This window comes from Roseateles sp., from assembly GCF_039595595.1.
GTDB lineage: Bacteria > Pseudomonadota > Gammaproteobacteria > Burkholderiales > Burkholderiaceae_C > Roseateles.
Genome location: NZ_JBCNLG010000008.1, coordinates 127420 through 153478, shown reverse-complemented (window position 1 = coordinate 153478; position 26059 = coordinate 127420). Strand labels below are relative to the sequence as shown.

At 70.0% G+C, this 26059-nt stretch carries 21 protein-coding genes and 1 tRNA gene; 9 read left to right on the top strand and 13 right to left on the bottom strand.

From position 1 onward, the window contains the following. Positions 1–57 precede the first annotated feature (57 nt). From ABDW61_RS12640 to ABDW61_RS12600, 9 genes are all read right to left on the bottom strand, one after another. Positions 58–939, bottom strand: coding sequence for a serine protease (locus ABDW61_RS12640; RefSeq protein ID WP_343639079.1), 882 nt, complete (start codon positions 937–939; stop codon positions 58–60). Then, positions 936–2240, bottom strand: a complete 1305-nt coding sequence (locus tag ABDW61_RS12635; protein WP_343639078.1) for a GNAT family N-acetyltransferase — start codon at positions 2238–2240, stop codon at positions 936–938. The genes ABDW61_RS12640 and ABDW61_RS12635 overlap by 4 nt, the downstream gene beginning before the upstream one ends. Before the next feature lie 77 nt (positions 2241–2317). Further along, a complete protein-coding gene (prsT, locus tag ABDW61_RS12630) occupies positions 2318–5209 on the bottom strand; it encodes an XrtA/PEP-CTERM system TPR-repeat protein PrsT (RefSeq protein WP_343639077.1) in 2892 nt (963 codons plus the stop codon). A 58-nt stretch (positions 5210–5267) separates the two neighbouring features. Continuing rightward, entirely contained in the window at positions 5268–6632 is a 1365-nt protein-coding gene (prsR, locus tag ABDW61_RS12625) for a PEP-CTERM-box response regulator transcription factor (protein ID WP_343639075.1), read from the bottom strand. A gap of 151 nt (positions 6633–6783) precedes the next feature. Next, the gene (prsK, locus tag ABDW61_RS12620) at positions 6784–8922 is read right to left on the bottom strand and encodes an XrtA/PEP-CTERM system histidine kinase PrsK (protein ID WP_343639073.1); all 2139 of its coding nucleotides are present in this window, start codon (positions 8920–8922) and stop codon (positions 6784–6786) included. Between the two features lie 83 nt (positions 8923–9005). Then, positions 9006–10385, bottom strand: a complete 1380-nt coding sequence (locus ABDW61_RS12615; protein ID WP_343639071.1) for a TIGR03013 family XrtA/PEP-CTERM system glycosyltransferase — start codon at positions 10383–10385, stop codon at positions 9006–9008. 478 nt (positions 10386–10863) lie between these two features. After that, positions 10864–12006, bottom strand: a complete 1143-nt coding sequence (locus tag ABDW61_RS12610; RefSeq protein WP_343639069.1) for a branched-chain amino acid ABC transporter substrate-binding protein — start codon at positions 12004–12006, stop codon at positions 10864–10866. A 328-nt stretch (positions 12007–12334) separates the two neighbouring features. After that, a complete protein-coding gene (locus ABDW61_RS12605; protein ID WP_343639067.1) occupies positions 12335–12763 on the bottom strand; it encodes a DNA polymerase III subunit chi in 429 nt (142 codons plus the stop codon). 46 nt (positions 12764–12809) lie between these two features. Further along, a complete protein-coding gene (locus ABDW61_RS12600) occupies positions 12810–14273 on the bottom strand; it encodes a leucyl aminopeptidase (protein ID WP_343639066.1) in 1464 nt (487 codons plus the stop codon). 85 nt (positions 14274–14358) lie between these two features. Between ABDW61_RS12600 and lptF the strand changes: the two genes are divergently transcribed. Genes lptF through ABDW61_RS12575 form a run of 5 tightly spaced genes read left to right on the top strand, consistent with a single transcriptional unit; the run spans position 14359 to position 19279 of the window. Beyond that, entirely contained in the window at positions 14359–15498 is a 1140-nt protein-coding gene (gene lptF / locus ABDW61_RS12595; RefSeq protein ID WP_343639065.1) for an LPS export ABC transporter permease LptF, read from the top strand. Beyond that, entirely contained in the window at positions 15495–16658 is a 1164-nt protein-coding gene (gene lptG / locus ABDW61_RS12590; RefSeq protein ID WP_343639063.1) for an LPS export ABC transporter permease LptG, read from the top strand. Before lptF ends, lptG begins: the two co-directional genes overlap by 4 nt. Positions 16659–16704: 46 nt before the next feature. After that, positions 16705–17130, top strand: a complete 426-nt coding sequence (locus ABDW61_RS12585; protein WP_343639062.1) for a CbiX/SirB N-terminal domain-containing protein — start codon at positions 16705–16707, stop codon at positions 17128–17130. A gap of 7 nt (positions 17131–17137) precedes the next feature. After that, a complete protein-coding gene (locus tag ABDW61_RS12580; RefSeq protein WP_343639061.1) occupies positions 17138–18082 on the top strand; it encodes a CysB family HTH-type transcriptional regulator in 945 nt (314 codons plus the stop codon). Positions 18083–18109: 27 nt separating this feature from the next. Next, positions 18110–19279, top strand: coding sequence for a pyridoxal phosphate-dependent aminotransferase (locus ABDW61_RS12575; RefSeq protein WP_343639060.1), 1170 nt, complete (start codon positions 18110–18112; stop codon positions 19277–19279). A 60-nt stretch (positions 19280–19339) separates the two neighbouring features. On the opposite strand, the gene ABDW61_RS12570 is transcribed toward ABDW61_RS12575, so the two are convergent. Then, positions 19340–21367, bottom strand: coding sequence for a hypothetical protein (locus ABDW61_RS12570; RefSeq protein WP_343639058.1), 2028 nt, complete (start codon positions 21365–21367; stop codon positions 19340–19342). Positions 21368–21660: 293 nt separating this feature from the next. Between ABDW61_RS12570 and ABDW61_RS12565 the strand changes: the two genes are divergently transcribed. From ABDW61_RS12565 to ABDW61_RS12550, 4 genes are all read left to right on the top strand, one after another. After that, positions 21661–22365 (top strand): Crp/Fnr family transcriptional regulator, encoded by a 705-nt coding sequence (locus ABDW61_RS12565; RefSeq protein WP_343639056.1) that lies wholly within the window; start codon positions 21661–21663, stop codon positions 22363–22365. 116 nt (positions 22366–22481) lie between these two features. Then, positions 22482–23522 carry a phosphotransferase gene (locus ABDW61_RS12560; RefSeq protein ID WP_343639151.1) on the top strand — a complete coding sequence of 347 codons (1041 nt, stop codon included), beginning with the start codon at positions 22482–22484 and terminating at the stop codon, positions 23520–23522. A gap of 78 nt (positions 23523–23600) precedes the next feature. Beyond that, positions 23601–23677 (top strand) — tRNA-Pro (locus ABDW61_RS12555). A 133-nt stretch (positions 23678–23810) separates the two neighbouring features. Further along, positions 23811–24254 (top strand): hypothetical protein, encoded by a 444-nt coding sequence (locus tag ABDW61_RS12550; RefSeq protein ID WP_343639054.1) that lies wholly within the window; start codon positions 23811–23813, stop codon positions 24252–24254. A gap of 46 nt (positions 24255–24300) precedes the next feature. Here the strand turns inward: ABDW61_RS12550 and ABDW61_RS12545 are convergent, their stop codons facing one another. From ABDW61_RS12545 to ABDW61_RS12535, 3 genes are all read right to left on the bottom strand, one after another. After that, the gene (locus ABDW61_RS12545; protein WP_343639053.1) at positions 24301–24465 is read right to left on the bottom strand and encodes a hypothetical protein; all 165 of its coding nucleotides are present in this window, start codon (positions 24463–24465) and stop codon (positions 24301–24303) included. Between the two features lie 72 nt (positions 24466–24537). Next, positions 24538–25722: a hypothetical protein gene (locus tag ABDW61_RS12540; protein ID WP_343639052.1), complete on the bottom strand. Its 1185-nt coding sequence runs from the start codon at positions 25720–25722 to the stop codon at positions 24538–24540. Beyond that, positions 25722–25976 (bottom strand): hypothetical protein, encoded by a 255-nt coding sequence (locus ABDW61_RS12535; RefSeq protein ID WP_343639051.1) that lies wholly within the window; start codon positions 25974–25976, stop codon positions 25722–25724. Before ABDW61_RS12535 ends, ABDW61_RS12540 begins: the two co-directional genes overlap by 1 nt. Between the last annotated feature and the right edge of the window lie 83 nt (positions 25977–26059).

Here is a 26059-nt window from a genome sequence, read left to right as displayed (position 1 = left end):
GCGGCCGGGTAGCGGCCGGATGGGGGCCAGGCGCGAGCGCGGGCGCGCCGACTTCGCCTACTTGCCGAGCAAGGGCCAGACGTACTTCACCGGCACCGCGTAGCTGATGCCGCTGGGCGCGCTGAGCGCCGATTCGCGCGTGCCCTTGAGCACCACCATGTTGGCGATGCCCACCACCTTGCCGGTGCGGATGTCCAGCAGCGGTCCGCCGCTGTTGCCGGGATAGGCGGTGACGTCGAGCTGCAGGAACTCGATCGCGCCTTCGCGCAGCTGGCGCACGGCACGATCGGACAGCGAGCCCGCCGTGGGCGCCGGCAGCGCGGCGCGGGTGATCGCCGCGACGGTGCCGCGATGCGTGGCCATCGTCACGCCCAGCGCGGTGCCGATCGGGTAGCCCATCAGCGCCACCGCCGCGCCCTCGCGCACCACCGGCTGGGCGCCGTCGGCCTCGGCCAGCGTCAGGACGTCGATCAGCGCGCCCTTGTCGTCGGCCAGTTCGAGCACCGCCAGATCGTGCGCCGCGTCGCGGCGCAGCAGCTTGACCGGCCGCAGCTGCGGCTGACCCGACGCGTTCGCGCCGGCGGGCACGGTGATCATCAGGTCCTGCTCGAGCGGATTCGGGATCACATGCGCGCAGGTCACGATCCGCCGCCCGTCGCCGACAGCGAAGCCTGTCCCGCGGAAGCCGAAACGCGGACTGTCCGTCGCGGCGAAGGTGCCCACCGCCACCACCGCCTGGCGGCTGCGGTCGATCAGGTCGGGCAGCGTGTTGGACATCTCCTGCGCCCGCGCCGCAGGCGCGAGGAGCGCGATGGCCGCGATCGCCGTCATGCCCAGCGCGCCCCGCGCGCCCAGCGTCAGCAGCGCGCGCCGGCGCGGCGCCGGCGCCGCCATCGCGGGGCCGGATTCAAGGCGGTGGGTGAAGCGGCGATCGGTCATGCGGCCAGGTCCTTGGTGGTGGTGCCCATCTCCAGCGTGGAGACGAAGCTGCGCCAGTGGCGGTCGGGTTCGTCGATGCGGAAGCCGTAGAAGCTGCCCTGCTCGGTGTCCTTGCGGCGCACCGCGCGGCAGCTCACATGGGCGGTCTCGTTGTGGCCGAGCTCGATCTCGACGGTGCCGTCGACCTGCAGCGGCAGGTCATGGTCGCACTCGGCCTGGAAACCGTGGGCCGAGACCTCGATCACGTCCAGGTCGAAATGGCCCAGCTGGCTGTCGTTGGCGGCTCGGATGTCCAGGTGGCCGGGGCAGCGGATCGAGTAGCGCGGGTACTGCCGCAGCGAGCGCCCCAGGTCCTGCCCGCCGCCGCTGAGCATCGGCAGCACCGAGCGGAACTGCGCGTCCTCGCGGTACACCGACCACAGCAGCGCCTTCCTGCGGTCGTCCATTTGCGGGAATACCGGCACCACGCGGTTGAAGAAGTGGTCCAGCAGCGCCGGCGTCATCACCGGGTCGTTGGTCGTGTGGAAGCGGCGCTCGGGCAGCTGGATGTTGGGCAGCCGGTGGCGGAAGAAGTAGTGGTGCAGGTTCTTCTGCGGTCTGCGGCCGCGGTAGTGGCGCTCGAACAGCGCATCGGCCTCATGCAGGTCCAGCGTCGCGCCGACGGCCGGCGCACCGTTGGCGAAGTCGTACTCGGCCACCGTCTGCTCCTTCAGGCGGCGGAAGAACAGCAGCGCCTCGTAGAGCTCGATCTTGTCGGGGTTCACGGCGATCACCAGATGCCGGGTGTCGAAGTACTCGGTGCAGTACTGATGCATGAACTTCATCAGCGGGAACAGGATCGCGCCGCCGGTCTTGCGGAAGGCCGGCGCCACCGCCAGGGCCGAGATCTCCGCGATCTTGCCGCCCTTGGCCCGCACGCCCTCGAGGTCGAACACCGACTGCAGCGGGAAGCCGAACACGCCCTCGCGCACCATCGAGATCGTGCCCACCACCACGCCGTCGTACTTGGCGCACAGCGTCGTGGTCGTGGGCAGCGCGTGGTAGATCGTGACCCGCAGCCCGCTCGGGTCCGGCTTCATGAAGCCGCTGCCGACATAGGCGTCGTGCAGGATGCGGAAGCTCGCGTCGAGCTCCTCCTGCGTGTCCGCGACCTTGAGTTCCAGCCGCGGCGACGGCGCCGGGTCGCAATCGACCATGCGGCGGTAGATCGCGAACCGCAGCGGCCGCGGCAAGGCGGAGAACAGCCGCCGCAGCCCCTGGTGAAGGCGCTTGCGAAGACTGGATCGTCGAATCTGGCTCATGACCGTCCCCTCCCCGGGTGCGGTATCTCCGCCGCCTCTCGGCCCGCCAGCGGCATCCGACCTCGTGGTCGGACGTCTCAGCGGATCGCGGCCTGCAGCTTTCGCACCTCGGCTTGTTGCTCGAAATTCGGTCCCAGGTCCGCCAGGCGCTTGAGTTCCACCTCGGCGTCGCCCTTGTTGCCGCGGGCCACGTACAGCTGCGCCAGGCGCAAGCGGTACGCGGGCACGGTCGGCGCCTGCTTCACGGCATCCTTCTGCACCTCGATCGCCTTGGCCGTCTGGCCCTTGGCGGCGAGCGCCTCGGCCAGCGTGTCCAGGTAAGGCGGCACGTTGGGTCGGAGCTTGGTCGCTTGCTCGGCAAATTTCAAGCCATCGTCCGGCTTGCCCGCGCGCAGGCGCAGCCAGGCGATGTTGTTGAGCGCCGCGGCGTTGTCGCCGTTCACCGCCAGCACCGCCTGGTAGCGCTGCTCGGCCTCGGGGTAACGGCCCGAGTTCAGCGCCACGTCGCCCAGGTGATAGAGGAACAGCTCGTCGCCCTTGTAGCGTGCGGTGTAGGCGGCGGCGTAGCGCTCGGCCTCGTCGCGCTTGCCCGATTCGACCAGCGCGCCATGCAGCGCGATCGCCAGTTCCGTGTTGGCGACGCTGGCGCCGGCCTCGGCCGCCAGTTGGTCGGCCTTGCGGTAGGCGGCGATCGCCGCCGGCAGGTCCTTGCGGGCGCGGGCGATGTCGCCCTCCAGCTTCCAGCCCAGGCCGAACTTCGGATGCGCGGCCTGCAGGCCCTTGACCGTGGCCGTGGCCAGGTCGACGCGGCCCAGTTGCAGCGATTTCTCCACCACCTGGCGCGCCAGTTCGGCATCGCCCGGGGCGATGGCCTGCGCGCGCTTGAGCGCGGCCACGGCGGCCTCCTTGTCGCCGTTCCTGATCGCCAGGTCGGCCAGGCGCATCGCGCCCAGCGGCGAGCGCGGCTGCAGCGTCGCGACCTTGTTGAAGCTGCTGATCGCCTGCTGCCGATCGCCCGTGGCCGCCTGCACCTGGCCCAGCAGGTCCACCAGCGCCGGGTTGTCGGGGCTGGCCGTCACGCCTTCCTGCGCCAGCGACAGCGCCGCCTTGAAGTCCTTCTTCTCCATCAGCAGGCCGACCGCGGCCTGGCGCGGGCCGGCGTCGTCCGGATGCTGGCGAGCGAGCTCGGTCAGCCGCTTCACCGCGGCCTCGGGCTCGATCAGCTTGTGCGTCAGCTTCAGGCCCATCAACGCCATCTCGGCGCGCAGGTTCTTGGGATCGGCCTTGAGCACGGTCTCGTAGCGCTTGACGGCCTCGCCGGCCTGGCGGTCCTGCAGGTCCAGCGTGACCAGGCTGTTGGCCGCGGTCATCGAGCCGGGCTCGCGCTTGACCGCCTCGTCGAACTGGGCGCGCGCCCCGGCGCGGTCGCCGCGCAGCAGCGCCATGCGGCCGCGCAGCTCGGGCGCGGTCGCGGACTTGGGATCCTTCTTCTCCAGCGCCGCGATGGCCTGCGTCGCCGCGTCGTAGTCCTTCTTGCGCACCAGCACGCTGATCAGCGCGACGTCGGCCACCACGTCCTTGTCCGCGGCGGCGAGCTTGCGCAGCTCCGCCAGGCCGGCCGCTTCCTGGCCCTTCTGGATCTGGTTGAGCGCCAGCGCGACGCGGCTGCGCACGTCGCTGGGGTTGGCCTCGGCGGCGCGCGACAGGAAGCGCTCGGCCTCCGCGCCCTGCCCCTGCTTCAGGCGGATCTCGGCGGCCAGCGCCAGCACCTCGGACGACGGCGCCTTGGCGTCCAGCGCCGGCTGCAGCGTCGCGAGCGCCTGCTCGTTGTCGCCGCCGCGCAGTTGCAGCTGCGCCAGCGCCACGCGCGCCGGCTGCGCATCGGGCCAGCCCTGGATGAGCTTGGCGAAATGGGTCTCGGCCTGGCGCAGGTCGCCATTGGCCTGGGCCACGCGGCCGGCCAGGAAGAGCGCGCGCTCGTTGTTGGGCGCGGCCTTCATCAGCGCCTGCGTCAGCTCGGTCGCCTCCTTGAGCTGGCCGGCGTCGAGCGCGAACACCGCCGCGTAGTAGAAGGTCTGCGCATGCTGCGGCGCGGCCGCCTTCATCGCGGCGACCGCCTCCTTGGCGCCGGCCTTGTCGCCGGTGCGCATCAGCTGATTGACCAGCCCGGCATGGGCCGACACCAGCTTCTTGTCGAGCTCCAGCGCCTTGCGGAAGCTCGCGATCGATTCGGCCGCCGGCGCCTCGGCCAGCACCTGCAGCTCGCCCTTGAGCTCCCAGGCCTCGGCGGACTGCGGCGCCTTGGCGATCACGCGCTCGACCTCCTCGCGGGCCTCGGGCAGCTTGCCCTCGCTGGTCAGCAGCCGCACGTTGACCAGCCGCACCGCCACGCTGTCCGGCGCCGCGCGCACCGCCGCGTCGATGGCCTTGCGCGCCTGCGGCAGCTGCTGCTTGGCCACATAGGCGCCCACCAGCGTGGTCTGCAGGTCGGCCTCGTCGGCGGCGTTCTGAAGATGGCGGTTGCCGAACTGGCCCAGCGTCTCGTCGACCTTGCCCTGCATCAGCAGCAGCCGCGCCTGCAGCGCCGCCAGCGCATCGCCGGTGAAGCCCTGCGCGCGCGCCTTGTCGGCCTCGATCGCGGCGCCAGCGACATCGCCGCTGTCCAGCAGCGCCTTGGCCAGCAGGTAGCGCGCCTCGGCCAGCGAGTCGTCCTTCTGCAGCGCGTTCTTGAGCTGGATGATCGCGCCCTTGTTGTCCTTCTTGGCCAGGTGATCCTTGGCCGACTTCACCAGGTCCTGCGCCGAGTCCCCGAAGCAGCCCGCCAGCAGCAGCGCCGAGCCCAGCGCCAGCGCGGTGGCGCCATGCCTGACCGCCCGCCCGCCGCCAACGCGCGGAAGTACCGGCGCCTCCACGCCGAGGGCTCCTCGAAGGGGGCGGGACTCGCTGTTGTTCTCAGGCTTGCGGGACATGCGTCGTCTCTTTCGCTGTCGGGGTGGATCGGGGATCGATGGGGCCGCGGTGCCGGCCTCAGGCCTTGACGCCGAGCCGGGCCATCAGGTCGTACAGGGTGGGCCGGCTGACACCGAGCAGGTCGGCGGCCTTGGCGATGTTGCCGTCGGTGCGGGCCAGCGCGGCCACGACGGCCTGGCGCTCGGCGCGCTCGCGCACCGCGCGCAGGTCGAGCTCGGGCTCGTCGCCGGGCGCGTCGCCGCCGGGCACCGGCAGGTTGAGGTCGTCGGCGGTGATGCGCTCGCCGTCGGCCATGATGGACGCGCGCTTCATGAGGTTCTGCAGCTCGCGCACGTTGCCGGGCCAGCGGTGTGCCTCGACGGCGCGGATCGCGTCGTCGGCCAGGCGCAGGATGGGGCGGCGCTGCTCGGACGAGAAGCGGCGCAGGAAGGCATGGCTCAGCAGCACCGCGTCCCCGACGCGGTCGCGCAGCGGCGGGATGTCGATGACGATCTCGGCCAGGCGGTAGAACAGATCCTCGCGGAACGCGCCCTGCGCGATCCTGGCCTTCAGGTCCTGGTGCGTCGCGCCGACGATGCGCACGTCGACCGCGATCTCCTGGCGCCCGCCCAGGCGCTCGATGCTGCGTTCCTGCAGGAAGCGCAGCAGCTTGGCCTGCAGCGGCATCGGCAGGTCGCCGATCTCGTCCAGCATCAGCGTGCCGCCATGCGCGGTCTCGATCTTGCCGACGGTGGTCTTGGTCGCGCCGGTGAAGGCGCCGCGCTCGTAGCCGAAGAGCTCGCTCTCGAGCAGCGCCTCCGGGATCGCCGCGCAGTTGATCGCGACGAAGCGGCCCTTGCGCTTGGACGCGTCATGCAGCGACTGCGCCAGCACCTCCTTGCCGGTGCCGCTCTCGCCCAGCAGCAGCACCGTGGCGTCACTGCCGGCCACGCGCTCGACGGTGCGGCACAGGCGCTGCATCTGCGGATCGCGCGTCAGCAGGCGGCCGGTGGGCTCACCGTCCTGCTGCGTCAACAGACGCTGGTTCTCCTGCTGCAGCTCGTGCAGGCGCAGCGCGCGTTCCACCGTCAGCACCAGCACGTCGGGGTCGACCGGCTTGGCCAGGAAGTCGTAGGCGCCCATGCGGATCGCGCGCAGCGCGTTGCTCTGGTCGTTCTGGCCGGTGAGCACGATGACCTTGGTGCCGGGCTCCAGCTCGATCAGTTTCTCGAGCAGCTTGAAGCCCTCGGAGACCGAGTCCTGGTCCGGCGGCAGGCCCAGGTCCATCGTGACCACCGGCGGCTTGTGGCGGCGGAACTGCAGCACGGCGCTGGCGGCGTCGTCGGCCGTGACCGACTCGAAGCGGTCCATCGACCACTTGAGCTGCTTCTGCAGCGCGAGGTCGTCCTCGACGATCAGCAACGCCGGAGTCTGTGCACTCATGTGGGCTCCCCCCGCTTCGCGGGCCCCTCGGGGAGGGGCGGAGTGCCGCCTTCGGGCGGCCGTGCGGCGTCACTCATGTGGGCTCCCCCCCGCTTCGCGGGCCCCTCCGGGAGGGGCGGAGTGCCGCCTTCGGGCGGCCGTGCGGCGTCACTCATCTCGCCTCCACCAAGCCGGCGTCGCTGCCCGACTGGGCGAAGAACAGCGGCAGCAGGATGATGACCTTGGTGCCTCGTGCGGGCGCGCTTTCCACGTTGATCTTCCCCCCTAGTTCCTGCAGGTACTGGTAGCTCTCGTAGGCGCCGATGCCCATGCCCGCGGCCTTCGTCGTCTGGAACGGCTTGAACAGCCGCTGCTCGATGAATTCCTGGGTCATGCCGCAGCCAGTATCTTCCACTTCGACCTGCGCGTGGCTGCCCACGCGCTGCAGCCGCAGCGTGACCCGCCCGTCGATGGGCGTGGCGTCCAGCGCGTTCTGCACCACGTGGCCGAGCACGCGCTCGATGCGCTCCTCGTGGCCGCGGGCGCTGACCTCGTCGCGCAGTTCCAGCTCCAGCGCGCGGCCCTTGCTGACGGCCGCCGCCGCCAGGCGCCGCGCGATCGCCGTCAGCGCCACGCCGCCGGCGCTGCCGTGATGCGGCTTGTCGCCCTCGCGCAGCTGCAGCATCAGCTGGCGCATCTTGTCCAGCGAGTTCTCCACCGTGTCCAGCATGTCCTGCTGGAACTCCGGGTTGTCGCGCAGCCGCTTGGCGTTCTTCATCATCAGCGACAGCTGCGTGACGATGTTCTTGAGGTCGTGCACGACGAAGGCCGACATGCGGTTGAAGGCCTCGAACTTGCGCGCCTCCAGCAGCGCCTCGGCCGCCTGCATCTGCGCCAGGTAGCTGGCCGCCTGCTGCGCCGCGGTGCGCAGCAGGTCGCGCACTTCCCAGTCGAGCTCGAGCCGCGTGCGCGGCTGGCCCAGCACCACCCAGCCCGTCAGCGCGCCGGCGTTGATCAGCGGCACCAGCAGCCAGTGGCGCGCGTCGCCGGCGAGCGCGTCCGGCAGCGGCGCGTGCTCGTAGGCGCCGGGATCGCGGCGCCATTCGTCCAGATCCACGATCCAGGCGCGCTCCTTGAGCAGGCGCAGCAGCGCGGCATCGGCCTGCAGCGGCTGGCGGTCGTCGTTGAGGTTCCAGCGCGCGGCCTGCAGGTACTCGTCGCCGGCGCCGGCCGCCGCCGCGCGCCGCAGCCAGAGCGCGCCCGACGGGCTCTCCACCAGGTGCGCCAGGCCGCGGATCACCGATTCGCCAAGCTCCGCCGGCGAGGCGCTGGCCGACAGCATCGCGGTGAAGCGCAGCCACTCCTGGCGGTAGTCGTAGCGGTAGCTGAAGAAATGCTTGCTGATGTAGACGCGCAGCTTGGCGCGCAGCGAGCCCGACAGCCCCATCGTCAGCAGCGCCAGCACGCCCACCGCCAGCAGCACCTGCTGCAGCGCGCGCCCCCATTCGCCGCCGGTGTAGCGCACGTAGTAGCCGATGCCCGAGACGCCCAGCAGGTAGACGCCCACGATCAGCAGCGTCGCCGAGTGAAAGGCCGCGGTGCGCGAGACATGCAGCTTGTCCAGCCACTTCTTGTGGCGGCGGCTGGCCAGCCACAGCAGCGGCACGGCCAGGCTGTGCACGGCGGCACGCACGCTGAGCGCATCGCCATCGAACTGGTGGAACAGCGAGGCCTGCGAGAACACGAACACGTCGAACGCGAAGACCGCCCCCAGTCCCAGGCAGACCGGCTTGGCGTTCCAGCGCGCGTCGCTGTGGATGTTGCGCAGCATCTGCTCCAGCAGCACCAGCCCGAAGATGCCCAGGCCCAGCCAAGCCATCGTCATCGGGCGCTGCATCGCCGTCAGCGGCGCGCTGCCCCAGTAGCGCCACAGCGGCAGCGCCACGGCCACGGCCACGCCGGCCCAGGCCAGCGCCTGCAGCGGCCGGGCCACGCCGGCGCTGCGCGGGCGGCCGTCGTCGCCGCGCGCCTCGATCAGCGCCAGGATGAAGGAGAACCACGCCCCATAGCGCAGCGCATCGCACACCGGCAGCAGCACCAGCGCGGGCCACTGGCGATCGGCCAGCCAGCCCTGCTCGACCGCCGCGTCAAGACCGGCCCACAGCGCGGTCAGCAGCAAGGCCGCTTCGAGCCGCAGCGCGCGGCGGCGATGCTGGCCGAACTGCGGCAGCACCACGACCGCCAGGGCCAGATGCGCCAATACCGCGACGATCCCCGACGCGGCGCCGAGGCTCAGGGCGTTTTGCCACATGGATCAAGGTCCCGGCGCGCGCGCCGCGGTGATTGGCGGGCGCGGGATCGGGACGCCGGGAGCGCAACGCTCCGTCGCCGCGCTCAGCGCGCCCCCCGGCCCGTCAGGACCACGGCCACCGTCTCGAGCATGATCAGCAGATCGAGGAACAGCGTGTGGTTCTTGACGTAGTACAGGTCGTACTGGAGCTTCTCCAGCGAATCCTCGATGGTCGAGCCGTATTCGTAGCGCACCTGCGCCCAGCCGGTCACGCCCGGCTTCACGCTGTGGCGCACCGCGTAGTACGGGATCTTGGCGACGAGCTCGTCGACGAAGAACGGGCGCTCCGGGCGCGGGCCCACCATGCTCATCTCGCCGCGCAGCACGTTGATCAACTGCGGCAGCTCGTCGATGCGCACCTTGCGGATGATGTTGCCCACCCGCGTGACGCGGGCGTCGTTCTTGGTCGCCCACTGGGGGCGGCCGTCCTTCTCGGCGTCGTTGCGCATGCTGCGGAACTTGATCACCTTGAAGGTGGCGCCATTCAGGCCGACGCGCTCCTGCGTGTAGAAGATCGAGCCGGGCGATTCCAGCTTGATCAGCAGCGCCGTGATGGCCATGATCGGCGCCGTCGCGACCAGCAGCACCAGCGAGGACAGCAGGTCGAAGACGCGCTTGACGGCGCTGCGCAGCACGCCCTGGTTAAAGCCGTCGCCGAAGATCAGCCAGCCGGCATGCACGTGGCTGATCTTGATCTGCGCCAGGGTCTTCTCGAAGTAGGTGGCCAGGTCCACGACGCGGATGCCGTAGAGCTTGCAGTCCAGCAGCTGGCGCAGCGGCATGGAGCCGCCGCGGCGCTCGGACAGCGCCACCACGATCTCGTCCACGCCCAGGCGCATCGCGGCGTCGGTCAGCGTCTCGCCGGCGGCCAGCAGCTCATGCGCCGGCACCTGCGGGTCGATCTCGTTGGGACCGGGCAGGAAGCCGACGATCTGCGCATGCGGGTCGGCGGCGCGCAGGCTCTCGCTCACGGCCAGCGCGGCGTGGCCGCTGCCGAAGATCAGGATCTTGGTCCGGCCCGCGCCCTGGGCGCTGGAGTGCGCGGCGTAGACGCGGTGCACCATCACCAGCGCGACGGCCAGCATCGCGGCGGTGGTCAGCAGATCGCGGTGGGAGACGGTGGCGGGGATCAGGCTGAACAGGCCGTAGGCCAGCGGCAGGCCGATCAGCAGCGCGAACAGCGCGCGGGCGCAGGACTGCGTCAGCGAGCGCTTGTGGGATTGGGAGTAGAGGCCGGAGGCGGAGTTGATGACGAACATGCCGCCCGCCAGGGACAGGCCGTAGGAGGCCGCGAAGCTCATCATGTGCTCGCTGGTGCCCTGGCTCAGCGCCACCGCGAGGACCGCCGCCACGATCAGGCCCAGGTCGAAGAGCACCTGGATCAGGGTACGACGATGGAGGTAGTGGTTAAAGATTCGAATCATGCCCGTCCCCAAAGCTGGTCACGGCATCCTCGTGGGATGCTCTCGCCGACCCGGGTGAACCTCTCAGGACCGCTTGCCGCGAAGCCTTCGCCCCCAGAGGAGGCCCGGTTCGCTGCGGGGGGCATCATGCCTCCCGCCCCTGGCGTTGAAAGCCCCCCGTTTGCAGGGGCCCTCGCCTTGCAATCCGACTCGGTTGAACCCGGTCCGCCGACCGCCGCCGGATCCCCGAATCGATCCCGCGGCACGCTGACGGAGGCCATTGTCTGTAGGCCCCGGGAGGCGCAAACCCCCTGACTGAATGCTTTGAGGGGCTCTCGTGCGGGAATGCACGCGAGTGAGGGGGTGATCCCTCGATCAGGGGACAGTGGCATGTCGCCCCGCTGCCGCCGCCCGGATGAGGTCCCCGCGTGCCATCCCGGCACGCCATGAAAAACGCCCACCGAAGTGGGCGTCCTTCAACCTTGCAGCACTTGGAGGATCAGCGCACCACGGCGATCTGCTCGCGGTTGCCGCCCTTGTACGTGTACAGCGTCAGCGCGCCGTTCTTGATGTCACCCTTGGCGTCGAACGCGATCGTGCCGGTCACGCCCTTGAAGTCCGAGGTCTTGGCCAGCACGGGCAGGTAGACCTTGGGATCCGCGGACTTGGCCTTGACCATCGCGTCGACCATCACGTTGACCGCGTCATAGACATACGGGGCGTAGATCTGGACGTCGACCTTGTACTTGTCCTTGAACTTGGCCTTGAAGGCGTCCAGCGACTTCTTCGACTCGCCTTCCACGCCGCCCGCTTCCGCGCAGACGACCTGGCTGTCGGCGATGGTGCCGGCGGACAGCTTGGGCAGCTCGGCCGTGCAGATGCCGTCGCCGCCCATGAACTTGGCTTCGATGCCCAGCTGCTTCATCTGGCGCAGCATCGGGCCGGCCACGGCGTCCATGCCGCCGAAGAAGACGACGTCGGGCTTCTTGCCCTTCAGGGAGGTCAGGATGGCGGTGAAGTCCGTGGCCTTGTCGTTGGTGAACTCACGGCCGACGACCTTGCCGCCGGCGGCCTTGACGCCCTTCTCGAACTCGTCGGCGACGCCCTGGCCATAGGCGGTGCGGTCGTCGATGACGGCGATGGACTTGCCCTTGAGCTGCGTCACCGCGTACTTGCCCAGCGTGCCGCCCAGGTGCACGTCATCGGCCACGACGCGGAACGCGGTCTTGTAGCCGTTGCGGGTGTACTTGGGGTTGGTCGCCGACGGCGAGATCTGCGGGATGCCGGCGTCGCTGTAGATCTTGGACGCGGGGATGGTCGTGCCCGAGTTCAGGTGGCCGACCACGCCGTTGACCTTGGAGTCGACCAGCTTCTGGGCGGCAGCGGTGCCCTGCTTCGGATCGCCGGCGTCGTCTTCCGCCAGCAGTTCGAACTTGACCTTCTTGCCGCCGATGGTCACGCCCTTGGCGTTCAACTCATCGATGGCCATGCGCGCGCCCAGCTCGTTGTCCTTGCCCAGGTGCGCGATGGCGCCACTGGTCGGACCCACGTGGCCGATCTTGACCACCGCATCCTGCGCCATCGCGACGCCGCTCGCGGCAATGGCGATTGCGCCCACGATCACATTCAGCTTGGATTGCATCTAGGAACCTCCGACTCGGGATATGTGGAATGACGTTGAGTTCTCAACGCGAGCGACCATACCCCGAAGGCGGGGGAGACTCCATAGTGAAAATGCTGTGAACGCGGCCGAGGGCCGAGCGTTGTCGCGCCCTTGTCACCGGGGCAAACCCGGATAGTTTTCGCAGGAGTGCGAAGGCGCACACAACCCTCGCACGAAGAGTGCGGAAATCCGCCCACCCGCCTGCTTGAAAACCCCGCCAGCGCCCTGTCCATGGGCATCGCGGCACCACGTCCGCGCGCCGCGGCACCAGGGCGGCGCGATCGTTCGCGATGCTCGATGCCGGCGTTCAAGCCGACATCACGTGATGATTCAGAGTCAGTCCGAGGGCCTTGTAGGCCTTGAATCGCGCGCGTCCCGCGGCGACCTGGTCGGCGTCGGCGGAGACCAGCTCCAGCACGCGCTCGAAGCGCTCGAGGCCGGGCGGCACGCCGGGCTCGAAGTTCAGCAAGACCTGGCACCCGGCCAGCGCGTCGAGCTGGTCCGAGAGCAGGATCGGGGTGCGTTCGCGCAGCTGCGCCGGCGTGTCGGGACGCAGCAGCAGGTGCGGCAGGAACTCGCCGGGTTCGAAGGTCCAGAGCGTCTGGTCCAGCCGCTCCAGCAGGCGCATCGGCCCCCACACCCCCACGGTCAGCCCGGCCGCCTGCGTCTTGCGCAGCAGGCGGCAGGCATAGATCTGGCGGTCGGGCACGCCGGTATAGAAGTTGACCTCCGTCACCGGACCTGCCCTTCCCTTGTCAGCTTGCGAGGAATGCGCCGCGCGCTCAGCGGACCTGCGACAGCACGAAGTGCGTCAGCAGGCCGACCGGACGGCCGGTGGCGCCCTTGGCGCCGCCGCCCTTCCAGGCGGTGCCGGCGATGTCCAGGTGGCCCCAGCGGTACTTGGAGGCGAAGCGCTGCAGGAACTTCGCCGCCGTGATGGAACCGCCCTCGCGGCCGGCCACGTTGGCGACGTCGGCGAAGTTGGTCTTCAGGCCGTCGGCGTAGTCGTCGTCCAGCGGCAGGCGCCAGCACGGATCCAGCGCCGTCTCGCCGGCGGCCGACAGCGCCGCCGCCAGTTCGTCGTCGCTCGCGTACATGCCGGAGCGCACGCCGCCCAGCGCGATCACGCAGGCGCCGGTCAGCGTCGCGACGTCGACCACCGCCGCGGGCTTGAAGCGCTCGGCATAGGTCAGCGCGTCGCACAGGATCAGGCGGCCTTCGGCATCGGTGTTCAGGATCTCGATGGTCTGGCCCGACATCGACGTCACCACGTCGCCCGGCTTGACCGCGCGGCCGCTGGGCATGTTCTCGCAGGCGGCGATCAGCACGACCAGGTTGATCCTGGGCTTGAGCTCGGCCACCGCGCGCAGCGTGCCCAGCACGGAGGCGGCGCCGCCCATGTCGAACTTCATCTCGTCCATGCCGGCGCCCGGCTTGAGCGAGATGCCGCCCGAGTCGAAGGTGATGCCCTTGCCCACCAGCACGATCGGCGCCTGCGTCCTGGCGGCGCCTTCGTACTTGGCGACGATGAAGCGCGGCGGCACGTCGGAGCCCTTGGCCACCGACAGGAAGGAGCCCATGCCCAGCTTCTCGATGCCCTTCTGATCCAGCACCTCGACCTTGATGCCGTGGCTCTTGGTCAGCGCCTTGGTCTGGTCGGCCAGGTAGGCCGGGGTGGCGACGTTGGGCGGCAGGTTGGCGCATTCGCGCGCGACCGCGATGCCGGCGCCGATGGCCTGGCCGCGCGCCAGGCCGGCCTTGACGGCCTTGGCCTCGTCCTTGCCGTGCAGCAGGGCGATCTTCGTCAGCTTCGACGCGGCGGGGGCGCTGGGCTTGGTCTCGCGATAGACATAGACGGCGTCCTGGGCGGCCAGCACGGTCTGCTCGGCCAGGGACTCGGTCAGCTCGGCGCCGAAGCCGGCGTAGGCGATCGAGGCGCCCGTGGCGCCCTTGCCCTTGATCTGGCCCAGCGCCGCGGTCAGCGCGGAGCGGGCCGCCTTCAGCGTGGCGGCGCCGCTGGCGGCGATCACCAGGCGCGGCGCCTTCAGGCCGGCCGGACGCACCAGGGTCAAGACCTGACCCGCCTTCAGCTCCAGCTCGCCCAGCTTGATGGCGTCCTTGACCAGCGCGGCCACGGTCTTGTCGAGCGATGCCGGCAGGCTGTCGCCCGCGACGATCAGCACCAGGGCGTCGGCACCGTGCGACGCCAGCGCGTCGAGGGACGCGATCTGAGAGCGAAAGTCCATAATATCGAGAAGTAGATAAAGTGCCCGGATGTTATTCGATTCATCAGTACGCAAAGAACTCGCCCGCAGTTTCGGATTGGCCTTCGTGGTCATCCTGACCATCGTCGTGACGATGCTGCTGGTGCGCTCCCTCGGCCTGGCGGCCAAGGGCTCGGTGGCCCCGCAGCATGTGCTGCTGTCGCTGGGATACCTGGCGCTGGCGCAGCTGCCGGTGATGCTGAGCCTGTCGCTGTTCGTGGCGGTCGTCATGTCGCTGGCGCGCATGTACAAGGAATCGGAGATGACCATCTGGTTCGCCTCCGGCCTGGGGCTGACGCGCTTCGTGCGGCCGGTGCTGGCGATGGCCTCGCCGGTGCTGGTGGTGGTGGCGGTGCTGATGACCATCGTCTGGCCCTGGAGCAACGACAACAGCGCGCAGCTGCGCGAGCAGTTCGAGCAACGCAGCGACCTGTCGCGGGTCGCACCGGGGCAGTTCCAGACCTCCAACGACGGCTCGCGGGTGTTCTTCATCGAACGCGATCCCGCCGACGAGGCGGCCGCGCGCAACGTCTTCATCATGAACAACACGCCGCACCTGGAGTCGGTGACGACCTCGGCGCGCGGGGCGCTGCAGTACCAGGACAACCAGCGCGTGCTGGTGCTGGAACACGGGCAGCGCAACGACGTCGACCTGCGCAATGGCGACAAGTCGGTGGCGCGCTTCCAGCAGTACCGGGTGGTGGTCGATGACGAGGTGATGCGCGTGGGCGGCAGCCGCGCGCCCAAGGCCCGGCCGACGCTGGATCTGCTGCGCGATCGCGGTCCGCAGAACGACGGCGAGCTGGCCTGGCGCTTCGGCATGATCCTGGGCTGCCTCAACCTGGTGCTGCTGGGGATCGGGATCTCGGCCACCAATCCCCGGCGGGCGAGCAACTGGAACCTGCTGTTCGCGCTGCTCGCGTTCGTGGTCTATTTCAATCTGATCAACCTGACCCAGACCTGGGTGACCGGCGGCAAGGCCAGGCTGGGCCCGGCGCTGCTGGCGCTGCATGGCGGCGCCTTCGCGGTGACGATGCTGCTGCTGCTCTGGCGCGAACAGGGCGCGCGCCTGGGGGCGCCGCGCAGCGGCGTGCTCCCGGCGCCGCCGGACAACCCCGCCTATGCGGAAACGGTGCTCGCGCCGCCGCCCGCCGCGGTGATCGCGCCGGCCTCGATGTCCTCGTCCACGCCGGGAGTGCCCACATGAGAACCGTGCGGCGGCTGCTGTACCGCGACATCCTGAGCTCCTTCGCCCTGGTCATGGCCGGGTTCCTGGCGCTGTTCTTCTTCCTGGACTTCATCGACGACCTGGACCGCTTCCAGCGCCTGGGCCTGGGCATCGGGCTGGCGATCTGGTCCAGCGTGCTGAAGCTGCCGGGCCGCTTCTACGAGCTGATGCCCATCGCGGTGCTGATCGGCACGATCTTCAGCATGGCGCGGCTGGCGCAGTCCAGCGAGTTCACCATCCTGCGCACCGGCGGGCTCGGGCCGCAGCGGGCGCTCGGGCTGCTGAGCGTGATGGCGCTGGCCTTCGCGGTGCTGGCCTTCGTCGTCGGGGACTTCGTCAACCCCTGGGCGGACAAGCAGGCGCAGTTGCTGAAGTCCTCGGCCAGCGGCGGCGTCACCAACGCGCAGGGCGCGTGGATGAAGGACCGCGACGGCGATTTCACCTACGCGGTCCACGTCGGCCGGGCGCGCGCGAACGGTGCGATGGAGGACGTGCTGGTCTTCGAGTTCGACAGCAAGGGCGCGATGTCGACGCGGCTGACGGCGAAGAACGCGACCGTCGACGCCGGCGGCCGCTGGCTGATGAACGACGTGCGCGTGACGCAATGGTCGCGCACCCCGACGCCGCTGAGCCGGCCGGCCGCGGCCGCGCCCCAGCCCGCGGACCCGGCCGCGCCGCAGGACAAGCTGGCCGAGAACCCGGCCATCCGCGAGATCCTGCTGCCGGCTTTCGAGTGGCAGAGCCAGCTCCCTTCCGGCGTCGTGTCGGCGGCGGTGCAGCCGACCTGGAACATGTCGACGCTGGAGCTCTACCGCTACACGCGCCATCTGTCGTCGCAGGAGCAGTCCTCGGCGCAGCCGGAGATCCAGTTCTGGCGCAAGGCCTTCTATCCCTTCGCCTGCATGGTGATGGTGGCGCTGGCGCTGCCGTTCGCCTACCTGCACTTCCGCTCGGGCGGCATCAGCATGAAGGTGTTCGGCGGCATCATGCTGGGCATCAGCTTCGTGGTGCTCAACGCGATCACGGGCCACCTGGGCCTGCTGCGCGACTGGACGCCGTGGCTGGTCGCGTCGGCGCCCAGCCTGCTCTATCTCGGCATCTCGATGGCCGCGTTCTACTGGCTGGTCCGCTATCGATGACCCGATCGCCGGCCGCTTCGTCCCAGCGCATCCAGGGAGGTCTCTGATGGACGGTCTGCTGCTCTTCGCCCATGGGGCCCGCGATCCGGCCTGGGCCGCGCCTTTCCACGCCATCGCCGCGGAGCTCCAGGCGCGCCGCCCGGAGCTGCCGATCGCGCTGGCCTACCTGGAGCTGATGACGCCCGACCTGGCCACCGCCGCCGGCGCGCTGGCGGCGCTGGGCTGCACGCGCATCCAGATCGTGCCGATGTTCCTGGGCGCCAGCGGCCACGTGCGCCGCGACGTGCCGCCGCTGGTGGAGTCGCTGCGCGCGGCGCACCCGCGCGTGCTGTTCGTGCTGCATGACGCCATCGGCGAGCAGCCGTCGGTGATCCGCGCGATGGCGGGCGCCACGCTGGACCTGATCTCCGCCGTCACCCTCCCCGCCGACCCGCTCAACCCCGCCACGCCGACCGTCCTTCCCCTGCCGTGACCCCGCCATGAACCTGCACCAGTTCCGTTTCGTGCAAGAGGCCGCGCGCCGCAACCTCAACCTGACCGAGACCGCCAAGGCGCTCTACACCTCGCAGCCGGGCGTCTCCAAGGCGATCCTGGAGCTGGAGGAGGAACTGGGCGTCGACATCTTCTCGCGCCACGGCAAGCGGCTGCGCAGCATCACCGAGCCCGGGCGGCAGGTGCTCAAGTCGATCGAGATCATCATGCGCGAGGTCGGCAACCTCAAGCGCATCGGCGAGGAGTACTCCAAGCAGGACGTGGGCACGCTGTCGATCGCCACCACGCACACGCAGGCGCGCTACGTGCTGCCCGGGCCGGTGACGCAGCTGCGCAGGCAGTTCCCGCAGGTCAACATCGGCCTGCACCAGGGCAGCCCGGACCAGGTCGCGAAGATGCTGATCGACGAGACCGCCGACGTCGGCCTGGCCACCGAATCGCTGTCGCAATTCGAGGAGCTGGTGACGCTGCCGGCCTACGAGTGGCAGCACGTGCTGGTGATGCGCGCGGAGCACCCGCTGGCGCAGCTCGAGCGCATCGACCTGGAGCACCTGGCCTCGCAGCCGCTGGTGTCCTACCACCCGAGCTTCACCGGCCGCACCCGCATCGACCGCGCCTTCGCGCAGCGCCACCTGACGCCCAACATCGTGCTGGAGGCGATCGACTCGGACGTCATCAAGACCTACGTGCGGCTGGGGCTGGGCGTGGGCATCGTGGCCGAGATGGCGGTGCGCGAGGACCCGCCCGGCGGCGAACTGGTCTCGCGCCCGCTGGGCCACCTGCTGGGCCAGAACGTGGCCCGCATCGCGTTCAAGCGCGGCGCCTACCTGCGCAACTACGTCTACAGCTTCGCCGAGCTGCTGTCGGACCGACTCAACCGCACGCTGCTGCAGCGCGCGATGAATGGCGACGCCAGCGACTACGACCTGTGAATCCCTGATCCCGAAGGTTTCCCGACCATGCGTGTCCACACCCCCGTTCCCGCGAGCCGCCTGCCCCATCTGGGCGTGACGGTGTTCAGCGTCATGTCGGCGCTGGCGCAGCAGCACCAGGCGGTCAACTTGGGCCAGGGCTTCCCCGATTTCGAGGGCGACCCGGCGCTGCTGGACGCGGTGAACGCGGCGATGCGCGCCGGTCACAACCAGTACCCGCCGATGCCGGGCGTGCCGGCGCTGCGCCAGGCGATCGCCGCGAAGATCGAGACGCTCTACGGCCACGCCTACGACGCGGACACCGAGATCACCGTCACCGCCGGCGCGACGCAGGCGATCCTGACGGCGCTGCTGGCGGTGGTGCATCCCGGTGACGAGGTGATCGTGCTGGAGCCCGCCTACGACAGCTACGCGCCCAACATCGCGCTGGCGGGCGGGGTGATGGTGCCGGTGGCGCTGGATCCGGCGACCTTCCGCCCCGACTTCGACCGCCTGCGCGCCGCGATCACGCCGCGCACGCGCGCGATCATGATCAACAGCCCGCACAACCCCAGCGGCGCGGTGTGGAGCGAGGACGAGCTGCGCCAGCTCGCCGCCCTGCTCGACGGCACCGAGGCGCTGCTGATCAGCGACGAGGTCTACGAGCACATGGTCTACGACGGTGGCCAGCACCAGAGCGTGTCGCGGCTGCCCGAGCTGGCGGCGCGCGCCTTCGTCGTGTCGAGCTTCGGCAAGACCTACCACGTGACCGGCTGGAAGGTCGGCTACGTGGCGGCGCCGGCGCCGCTGATGGCGGAGTTCCGCAAGGTCCACCAGTACAACGTGTTCACGGTGAACTCGGCGATGCAGCACGGCATCGCCGCCTACATGCGCGATCCGGCGCCCTACCTGGGCCTGAGCGACTTCTACCAGCGCAAGCGCGACCGCTTCCGCGCCGGCCTGGCCGGGACCGGCTTCGCGCTGCGGCCCTGCCCCGGGAGCTATTTCCAGAGCGTCGACTACGGCGCGCTGCCGGCGCCGCTGGCCGCGCTGGACGACATGGCGATGTGCCAGTGGCTGACGCGCGAGATCGGCGTCGCCGCGATCCCGCTGTCGGCGTTCTACAGCCGCGGCAGCGACGCGAAGGTGATCCGCTTCTGCTTCGCGAAGAAGGACGAGACCCTCGATCTGGCGCTGGAGCGGCTGCGCAAGGTCTGAGGCCGCGCGGCCGCCGCTCCCGGGCGCTCACGCGCCCGGATGCTCTGGGGCCTTGGCGCTTCAGCGGCGTTTGGGATCGCGCGGCACCTCGTCCTCGACCAGCGACAGGTCCAGGTCGATCGATTGCGTCAGGCTGGCCCGCGCCGCGGCGACGCCCGGCGCCGATGGCGGCGACTGCCACACCATCGTGGCCATCTGATCCGGATGCGACGTGGCGTCCAGCGGCAGTACCACGTCGATCTCGTTGCCGTCGATCTCATGCTCGGCGCGATCGCGCGCCACCGCGTAGAGCAGCAGCAGGTCGCGGTAGGCCGGCAGGCCGAGATCGCCGCTGTACTCCTGATGTTTGGACAGCAGGTCCTGCAGCAGGCTCATGCTGCCCTCGGGCTCGGACCACGCCGCCTCGAGCCGGTCGATCAGCTCCGGATGCCCTTCCAGCCCATCGCCCTCGTTGAGATCATCGCTCCACGACGGCGCACGCGCGTGGAACTGCTCGGCGAAGCGCGCGCCGACGCGGTCGAAGGCCTCGCGGTCGCCGCGGCGCTGGTAGAGCTCCATCAGCTTGAGAAAGGGCAGCCCGCTGGCCGCGTCGCGCAGATTCAGACGCGAGGACAGCAGCTCGATCGCCGCGTCGTCCTGGCCCAGCACCATGAAGAAGTCGACCTGCTGCTCGAGGTCGATCAGTTCCTCGACGGTCACCATGCCGCCGGGCGCGCCCAGGTCCGAGGTGAACGGGGCCGGGCGCGTCTCGTCGCGGTCCAGCTGCAGGCTGAGCGGCTCCATCGCGTCGAGCGCGGCGAGCGCATCCAGCGCGTCGTCGGCCGCCGTGGTGGGCGGACGCGCCGGCACGCGTGGCGGAGGGGGCGCCACTGGCGCGGGACGCGCGGGTTCCTCGGCCACGCTCAGCGGCATCGGGATAGTGGTCGGCGCGGACGAGACCGGCGGCCCATCCACCGAGACATGCGACATCAGCGGCGCCGGCGAGCTCTGCGGGTCGGTCGGCGTGAACGGCGACGGGCCCGTGGGCACCGGCGGATGCGGCGCCTCGGCCAGGTCCTGCTCGCTGTGCCGCGAGTCCGTCAGCCAGTGCCGCGCGTCGCGCTTCTGCAGCCGATTGCTGCGCCACAGCAGCAGGCTGCTCGCGGCCAGCGCCAGGCTCAGCAGGCTCAAGCCCAGCACCCAGGCCGACGACGCGCCGCCGCCCTGGCTGGCGGCCCGCTCGCGCGCGGCCTGCAGCTCCTGCCGCAGCGTGTTCATCGCGGCCAGCGTGCGCTTCTGCTCGGCCTGCATGTCGGCGATCTGCTTCTGCATCGCCAGCATCTGGTCGCGCGCCTGCTCAGCGGCGCTCGCGGCGCTGGCGGCGGCCTCCGCGGCCAGCAGCGCGGGCGCGGGGCTCTGCAGCGCCTCGGCGGGTTCGAGCGCCAGGCGCGGCGCGGACGCGCGCGCGATGGCGGGCGCCTCGCGGCTGCCCTTCGATTCGCGCAGCGGCCGCTGAGCGGCCGGGCGGGGCGAGGTCTCGGCGCCGTCGGCGGAGCGGCGCGCGCGGCGGGTCCGCTCGGGCGTGCTCGAGACCTCCGGCTTCGCCGCGGCGGCCAGCGCCAGGCCGGAGCCCGATGCCGGCGCGACGCTCGCGGAGGACTCGGGCGTGCGCACGACCTGGCCCTCGCGCTGCGCCTGCAACGCCGGCGACACCGTGGGCATCGGCGGCGGGCCGGCCTCGGCCATCGGCTCGGTGTTCAGGCCCGGCGGATCGATGAAGGCGGTGTACTGGCGCGTCAGCCGCGAGGCGCAGCCCACGCTGAGCTGCACGGCGACGATGGGCTCGTCGATGCGCTGCACGCTGCGCAGGCGCACGCCGGTGACGCGGCCGGGCTCGCCTTCGATCTGCCAGTGCAGGCCGGTGGCGGAGAGCGGGTTGTCGCCGGCGGAGACTTCCGCGCGGACGCAGTCGGGGGTCAGCGATTCGCCCGGATTGAGCTGGACGGGGAACAGCAGATTCAGTGGCTGGCCCAGGGACGACGCGGCCTGGGGTCGGCCGACGCCCAGGCTCCAGGCCGCTGGCGCCGATACCGTGAGGAGGGCAAGCACGAGAACGCTATGCGCCGGCAACACGCCGCGCGGGTCGTGATGATCTCGATCCATTCCCGCTGTTTGCTCGTTGGAGTTGCGTTTCACTCTAGCACGGCGCTCCCCGGGACAAACCCGGAAAAACGGCCCTCCTTCGCCCCGGATGCGCATCGCCCGCGCATCATTCGCGCCGCGGCGCGCTTGCCGGCGGGGCCGGCGCGCGTCCCTCACAATAGGCCGATAGAAGGCCGCGACGCACGCGGTCCGTCCGCATCTTCCAGGAGACGGCTGGCCTGTCACGCCAGCGACAAAGCATGAACAGCTCGGTTCTTACAATTTCCGAACGCAACAACATCGAGACGGGGCCGTGGTTTTCCAAGCTGTCACTGCCGCTGCGCAGCGACATTCTGGCGCGCGCCACGGTCAGACGTCTCGCCGACGGCGCGCTGATGTCGGTGCGCGGCGAGCCGGCCGAGGAATGGATCGGCGTGGCGCGCGGCGCGGTGCGGGTGAGCTCGGTCTCGCTGTCGGGCAAGCAGGTGACGCTGACCTATGTGGAGCCGGGCATCTGGTTCGGGGACATCGCGCTGTTCGACGGCCTGCCCCGCACGCACGATGCGAGCGCGCATGGCGAGACGACGCTGCTGGTGATCCGCAAGCCCGATTTCAAGGACCTGCTGCAGCGCCACACGGAGCTGTACGAAGCGCTGCTGCGGCTCAACTGCCGGCGGCTGCGGCTGATGTTCGATCAGGTGGAAGACCTCAACACCCGGCCCCTGGCCTCGCGCCTGGCCAAGCAGATCCTGCTGCTGGCGCGCAGCTACGGCGTGTCGCAGGGCGAGGAGATCCGCATCGGCCTGCAGCTGGCGCAGGAGGACCTGGCGCAGCTGCTGGGCGCGTCGCGGCAGCGCGTGAACCAGGAGCTCAAGGGCTTCGAGCGCGAGGGCGCGGTGCGCGTGGAGCCGACGCGGCTGGTGGTGTTGAGCAAGGAAAAGCTGCTGGCCATCGCCAACCGCTGAGCGCGCCGCGGGTCTGCGCGGCGTGCTCGGGCGAGGGCTCGAGACACCCGTAGAGAACCACTTCAGGAGACCTTGTGGACGACGCATTCACCGGCACCCGTGCCCCGTCGCAACCGATCGCCGCCGAGCCGCTCGCCGCCTGGCTGGCGCGCGAGATCGAGGGCTTCGCCGGCCCGTTGACGATCGAGCAGTTCAAGGGCGGCCAATCGAATCCCACCTACAAGCTGATCACGCCGGGCGCGACCTACGTGATGCGGGCCAAGCCGGCGCCGGTGGCCAAGCTGCTGCCGTCGGCGCACGCGATCGAGCGCGAGTTCGCGGTGATGCGGGCGCTGTCGGGCAGCGACGTGCCGGTGCCGCGCATGCTGGCGCTGTGCGAGGACGAGGCCGTCATCGGCCGGGCGTTCTACGTCATGGAGTTCATGCAGGGCCGGGTCTTGTGGGACCAGACGCTGCCGGGCATGGCGGCGCGGGAGCGCGCGGCGATCTATGAGGAGATGAACCGCGTGATCGCGGCGCTGCATCGGGTGGATTTCCGCGCGGCGGGCCTGGAGGGCTACGGCAAGCCAGGCAACTATTTCGAGCGCCAGATCGGCCGCTGGAGCAAGCAGTACCAGGCGACGATCACGGGCCCGAACGAGGCGATGGACCGGCTGATCGAGTGGCTGCCGGCGCACATTCCGGACTCCGCGCGCGACGAGCGCGAGGTGGCGATCGTGCATGGCGACTATCGGTTGGACAACCTGGTGTTCCATCCGACGGAGCCGCGCGTGCTGGCGGTGCTGGACTGGGAGCTCTCGACGCTGGGGCATCCGCTGGCGGACTTCAGCTACCACTGCATGTCGTGGCACATCCGCAAGAGCGGTGCGGCGCGCGGACTGGGGGGCGTGGATCTGGCGCCGCTGGGCATTCCGGGCGAGCTGGACTACGTGCGCCGCTACTGCGAGCGCACGGGGCGCGGGGATGCGGGCGCCGTGATGAAGGACTGGAACTTCTATCTGGCCTACAACCTGTTCCGGATCTGCGCGATCCTGCAGGGCATTGCCAAGCGGGTGGAGGACGGCACGGCGTCGAGCGCGCAGGCGCGCGAGGCGGGAGCCGGCGCGAAGCCGATGGCGGAACTGGGCTGGCAGTTCGCTCAGAAGCTGTCGGACTGAGCGCGAGTCCCCTCAAAGAGCGATTTCGAATCGTTCTTCAGAGGGAGGGAAATTCCACGCTACAATCTGAGGCTTCGTCGGGGCGTAGCGCAGTCTGGTAGCGCATCTGCTTTGGGAGCAGAGGGTCGCGAGTTCGAATCCCGCCGCCCCGACCACCTAACACATTGAGCCGCAACGCTTTTTTGCCTTGCGGCTCTTTTCATTTCCTGGCCGAATTTCTAACGTATCGACCTTCTTCTAACGGCCCCGCCTTCTACACCGGCGGCAAATGCTGTACAAACATACAGTATGAGCACGCAACCGATGTGGATGGACCCGCGGCCCTGCTGGCATTGCCACTGGTTCGGCTACCTCATGGCCGAGAATCCTCACGGCATGTGCCTCCTGCCTACCAGCAACGCCATGGCGGTGATCCCACGGCAGGGGTGCGCCTTCTGGCGCGGCGAGCCTGGCGCGTCTGATGGTGGCCAGCCGGAGCCGCTGGAGAGCGGCAGCCCGGCACGCGTAGCGATCGACCGAGCGCGGCGCCGCCTCGAGCGGATTCAAGAGCTCGCGGAGGCCGAGGTCCGTCGGTCTCCGCTGCCGCACGGCTTCTGGCCGCAGGTCGGATCGACGGAAGGGACTGTGGTGCTTTCGGGGGGCCGACCTGATCACCCGGCGGACCGCGCCGCCCTTGAGGCGAAGGTCGCGCGGCTGGGCGTCAACGCCGCGGTACGCGCCGGCAAGCTGTAGGCTCGTGAAATCAAGCGCTGAGCCGATACGGCTCGATTTCAGGTGCCTACAGGTCGCCCCATCGCGATCGGCCCTCCAAGACCGGCGGTGGCACCTTGCGCTCGGTCGGATCGACGGGCTTGAAGCTGACGGCGCGGAACAGGCCGTCGCGGCGGCGGCGCATGACCAGGAAGTGCGGGAAGCGGCCGTAGCGCGACCGCCGAAGGCTCAAGTAAACCTCATCCCGCCTTGCGGCGGCGCCGCGAGTACAAGGCGAGCGCGAAGATGAGGCAGTTCGAGCGCATCACACCTCCGCCAGCATCTCCGGCGTGACCGTGTAGCGGCCGACCTCGCCGTGCTGATCGTGGAGCAGGATCACCTTCATGTCGCGCGGCGCCCGGTAGCCGCCCCAGGTCGCATAGGCGTCCTTGGCGGCCAGGGTGCGGAACGACTCGACGGAGACGCCCGGGTGATCCTTCATGACCGACTGGTGGTGCACATGGCCCATCCACCAGTAGCGGTGCGTCGTCTCGCCCCAGTCCTTCGGGCGGTCCGTGGCCATGACGCCGGGCAGCCGCTCGGGCTTGATGCTGTGGCCGTGGTGGACGCCCACGAAGGTCGCGCCGTGGCGGATGTAGTGGCACGGGGTCGGGTTCGTGTCGACGATCACCCGCGGCTCGTGCTCGTAGATGTTGGCCAGGCAGATGCTCAGCATCAGCGAGCCGGTGTCGTCGTGGTTGCCGACGGCGTTGATCACGCGGACCCTCTTGTGCTTCGACAGCGCGGTCTCGACCATCGTGCGCATGATCAGCACGCCGGTGCGCGCCATCTTGGCGTAGCGGCTGTCCATGTCCAGGCGGTGGCCGGAGCGCGTGGTCACGCCCTCCATGTTGTCGGCGTGGTACCAGTCGCCCAAGTTGACGATCACCGCCTCCTCGCAGGCCGGCGCCATCTCGACCAGCGCGGCCATCGCGGAGGTGTGGATCTCCTCGGCGATCTTCAGGTCCCAGGCCTCGCCCGTCTCCTCCGGCCAGGCCATCATCCCGATATGCGCATCCCCGATCGGGTAGCAGGCCATGAGGCGCGCGCTGTATGCGGCGTGGTCACCGGCGGCCTTGCGCGGCTTCACGCGCGGCAGGGTCTGCGCGAAAGCCTCCATCGCGGCGCGCCGGATGGTCTCCTGGCGGTCCTCGTCGATGCTGGACTTCACCCACTGGCCGGCGGCCTTCCCGTCCTTGTCGTAGTAGGTGGACACGCCCTTGACCTTGTAGCCGTCCGGGACGGTCTTGGTCATGTCGTGGGCGGGGCTGTAGCCCTGGCGCGCGGCGCGCTTTCGCAAGTAGCGCAGGCCGCCTTGCACGGTGCCACGGGTGACGCCGAGCTTCTCGGCCGCCCGCATCAGGGATCCCGTCGCCTGGATGGCTTCGATGTACTCGCGCTCGCGCGCCGTGGCCCAGCTGAGCAGCTCGTTGAGGTCTTCTTTCGGCATCAGCGGGCCTTCGGTTTCTGGAGGTGTTGGATGCTGCGGACCATGCCGCGCGGGATCTGGTCGCGGGTGGCCACGATGTCGGGCGACCACGCCGAGGTGACGATCACGCCCTCCGGCGTGTCCGACAGCAGGAAGCCGACCTGCTGGAACAGCTTCGGCGTGTATGCCGGCGTCTCGTTGCTGGCCCAGGCGCCGGTGTCGAGCTGCGTGGCGTCCTCCCACTCGATGAGGACCATGGGCGGCGGCTTGCTCATCGCGCGCCCTTCTCGCCAAGCGCCGCGGCGCGGCACTCGCGGTACTGGCCGGCGACCTGCTGCAGCTTGAGCACGACGGCGCC

Bases quoted from the DNA above. Each gene is read 5' to 3' on its own strand.
- ABDW61_RS12640 (WP_343639079.1), bottom strand. From the start codon at position 939: ATGACCGATCGCCGCTTCACCCACCGCCTTGAATCCGGCCCCGCGATG.
- ABDW61_RS12635 (WP_343639078.1), bottom strand. From the start codon at position 2,240: ATGAGCCAGATTCGACGATCCAGTCTTCGCAAGCGCCTTCACCAGGGG.
- prsT (WP_343639077.1), bottom strand. From the start codon at position 5,209: ATGTCCCGCAAGCCTGAGAACAACAGCGAGTCCCGCCCCCTTCGAGGA.
- prsR (WP_343639075.1), bottom strand. From the start codon at position 6,632: ATGAGTGCACAGACTCCGGCGTTGCTGATCGTCGAGGACGACCTCGCG.
- prsK (WP_343639073.1), bottom strand. From the start codon at position 8,922: ATGTGGCAAAACGCCCTGAGCCTCGGCGCCGCGTCGGGGATCGTCGCG.
- ABDW61_RS12615 (WP_343639071.1), bottom strand. From the start codon at position 10,385: ATGATTCGAATCTTTAACCACTACCTCCATCGTCGTACCCTGATCCAG.
- ABDW61_RS12610 (WP_343639069.1), bottom strand. From the start codon at position 12,006: ATGCAATCCAAGCTGAATGTGATCGTGGGCGCAATCGCCATTGCCGCG.
- ABDW61_RS12600 (WP_343639066.1), bottom strand. From the start codon at position 14,273: ATGGACTTTCGCTCTCAGATCGCGTCCCTCGACGCGCTGGCGTCGCAC.
- lptG (WP_343639063.1), top strand. From the start codon at position 15,495: ATGAGAACCGTGCGGCGGCTGCTGTACCGCGACATCCTGAGCTCCTTC.
- ABDW61_RS12585 (WP_343639062.1), top strand. From the start codon at position 16,705: ATGGACGGTCTGCTGCTCTTCGCCCATGGGGCCCGCGATCCGGCCTGG.
- ABDW61_RS12580 (WP_343639061.1), top strand. From the start codon at position 17,138: ATGAACCTGCACCAGTTCCGTTTCGTGCAAGAGGCCGCGCGCCGCAAC.
- ABDW61_RS12575 (WP_343639060.1), top strand. From the start codon at position 18,110: ATGCGTGTCCACACCCCCGTTCCCGCGAGCCGCCTGCCCCATCTGGGC.
- ABDW61_RS12565 (WP_343639056.1), top strand. From the start codon at position 21,661: ATGAACAGCTCGGTTCTTACAATTTCCGAACGCAACAACATCGAGACG.
- ABDW61_RS12550 (WP_343639054.1), top strand. From the start codon at position 23,811: ATGAGCACGCAACCGATGTGGATGGACCCGCGGCCCTGCTGGCATTGC.
- ABDW61_RS12540 (WP_343639052.1), bottom strand. From the start codon at position 25,722: ATGCCGAAAGAAGACCTCAACGAGCTGCTCAGCTGGGCCACGGCGCGC.
- ABDW61_RS12535 (WP_343639051.1), bottom strand. From the start codon at position 25,976: ATGAGCAAGCCGCCGCCCATGGTCCTCATCGAGTGGGAGGACGCCACG.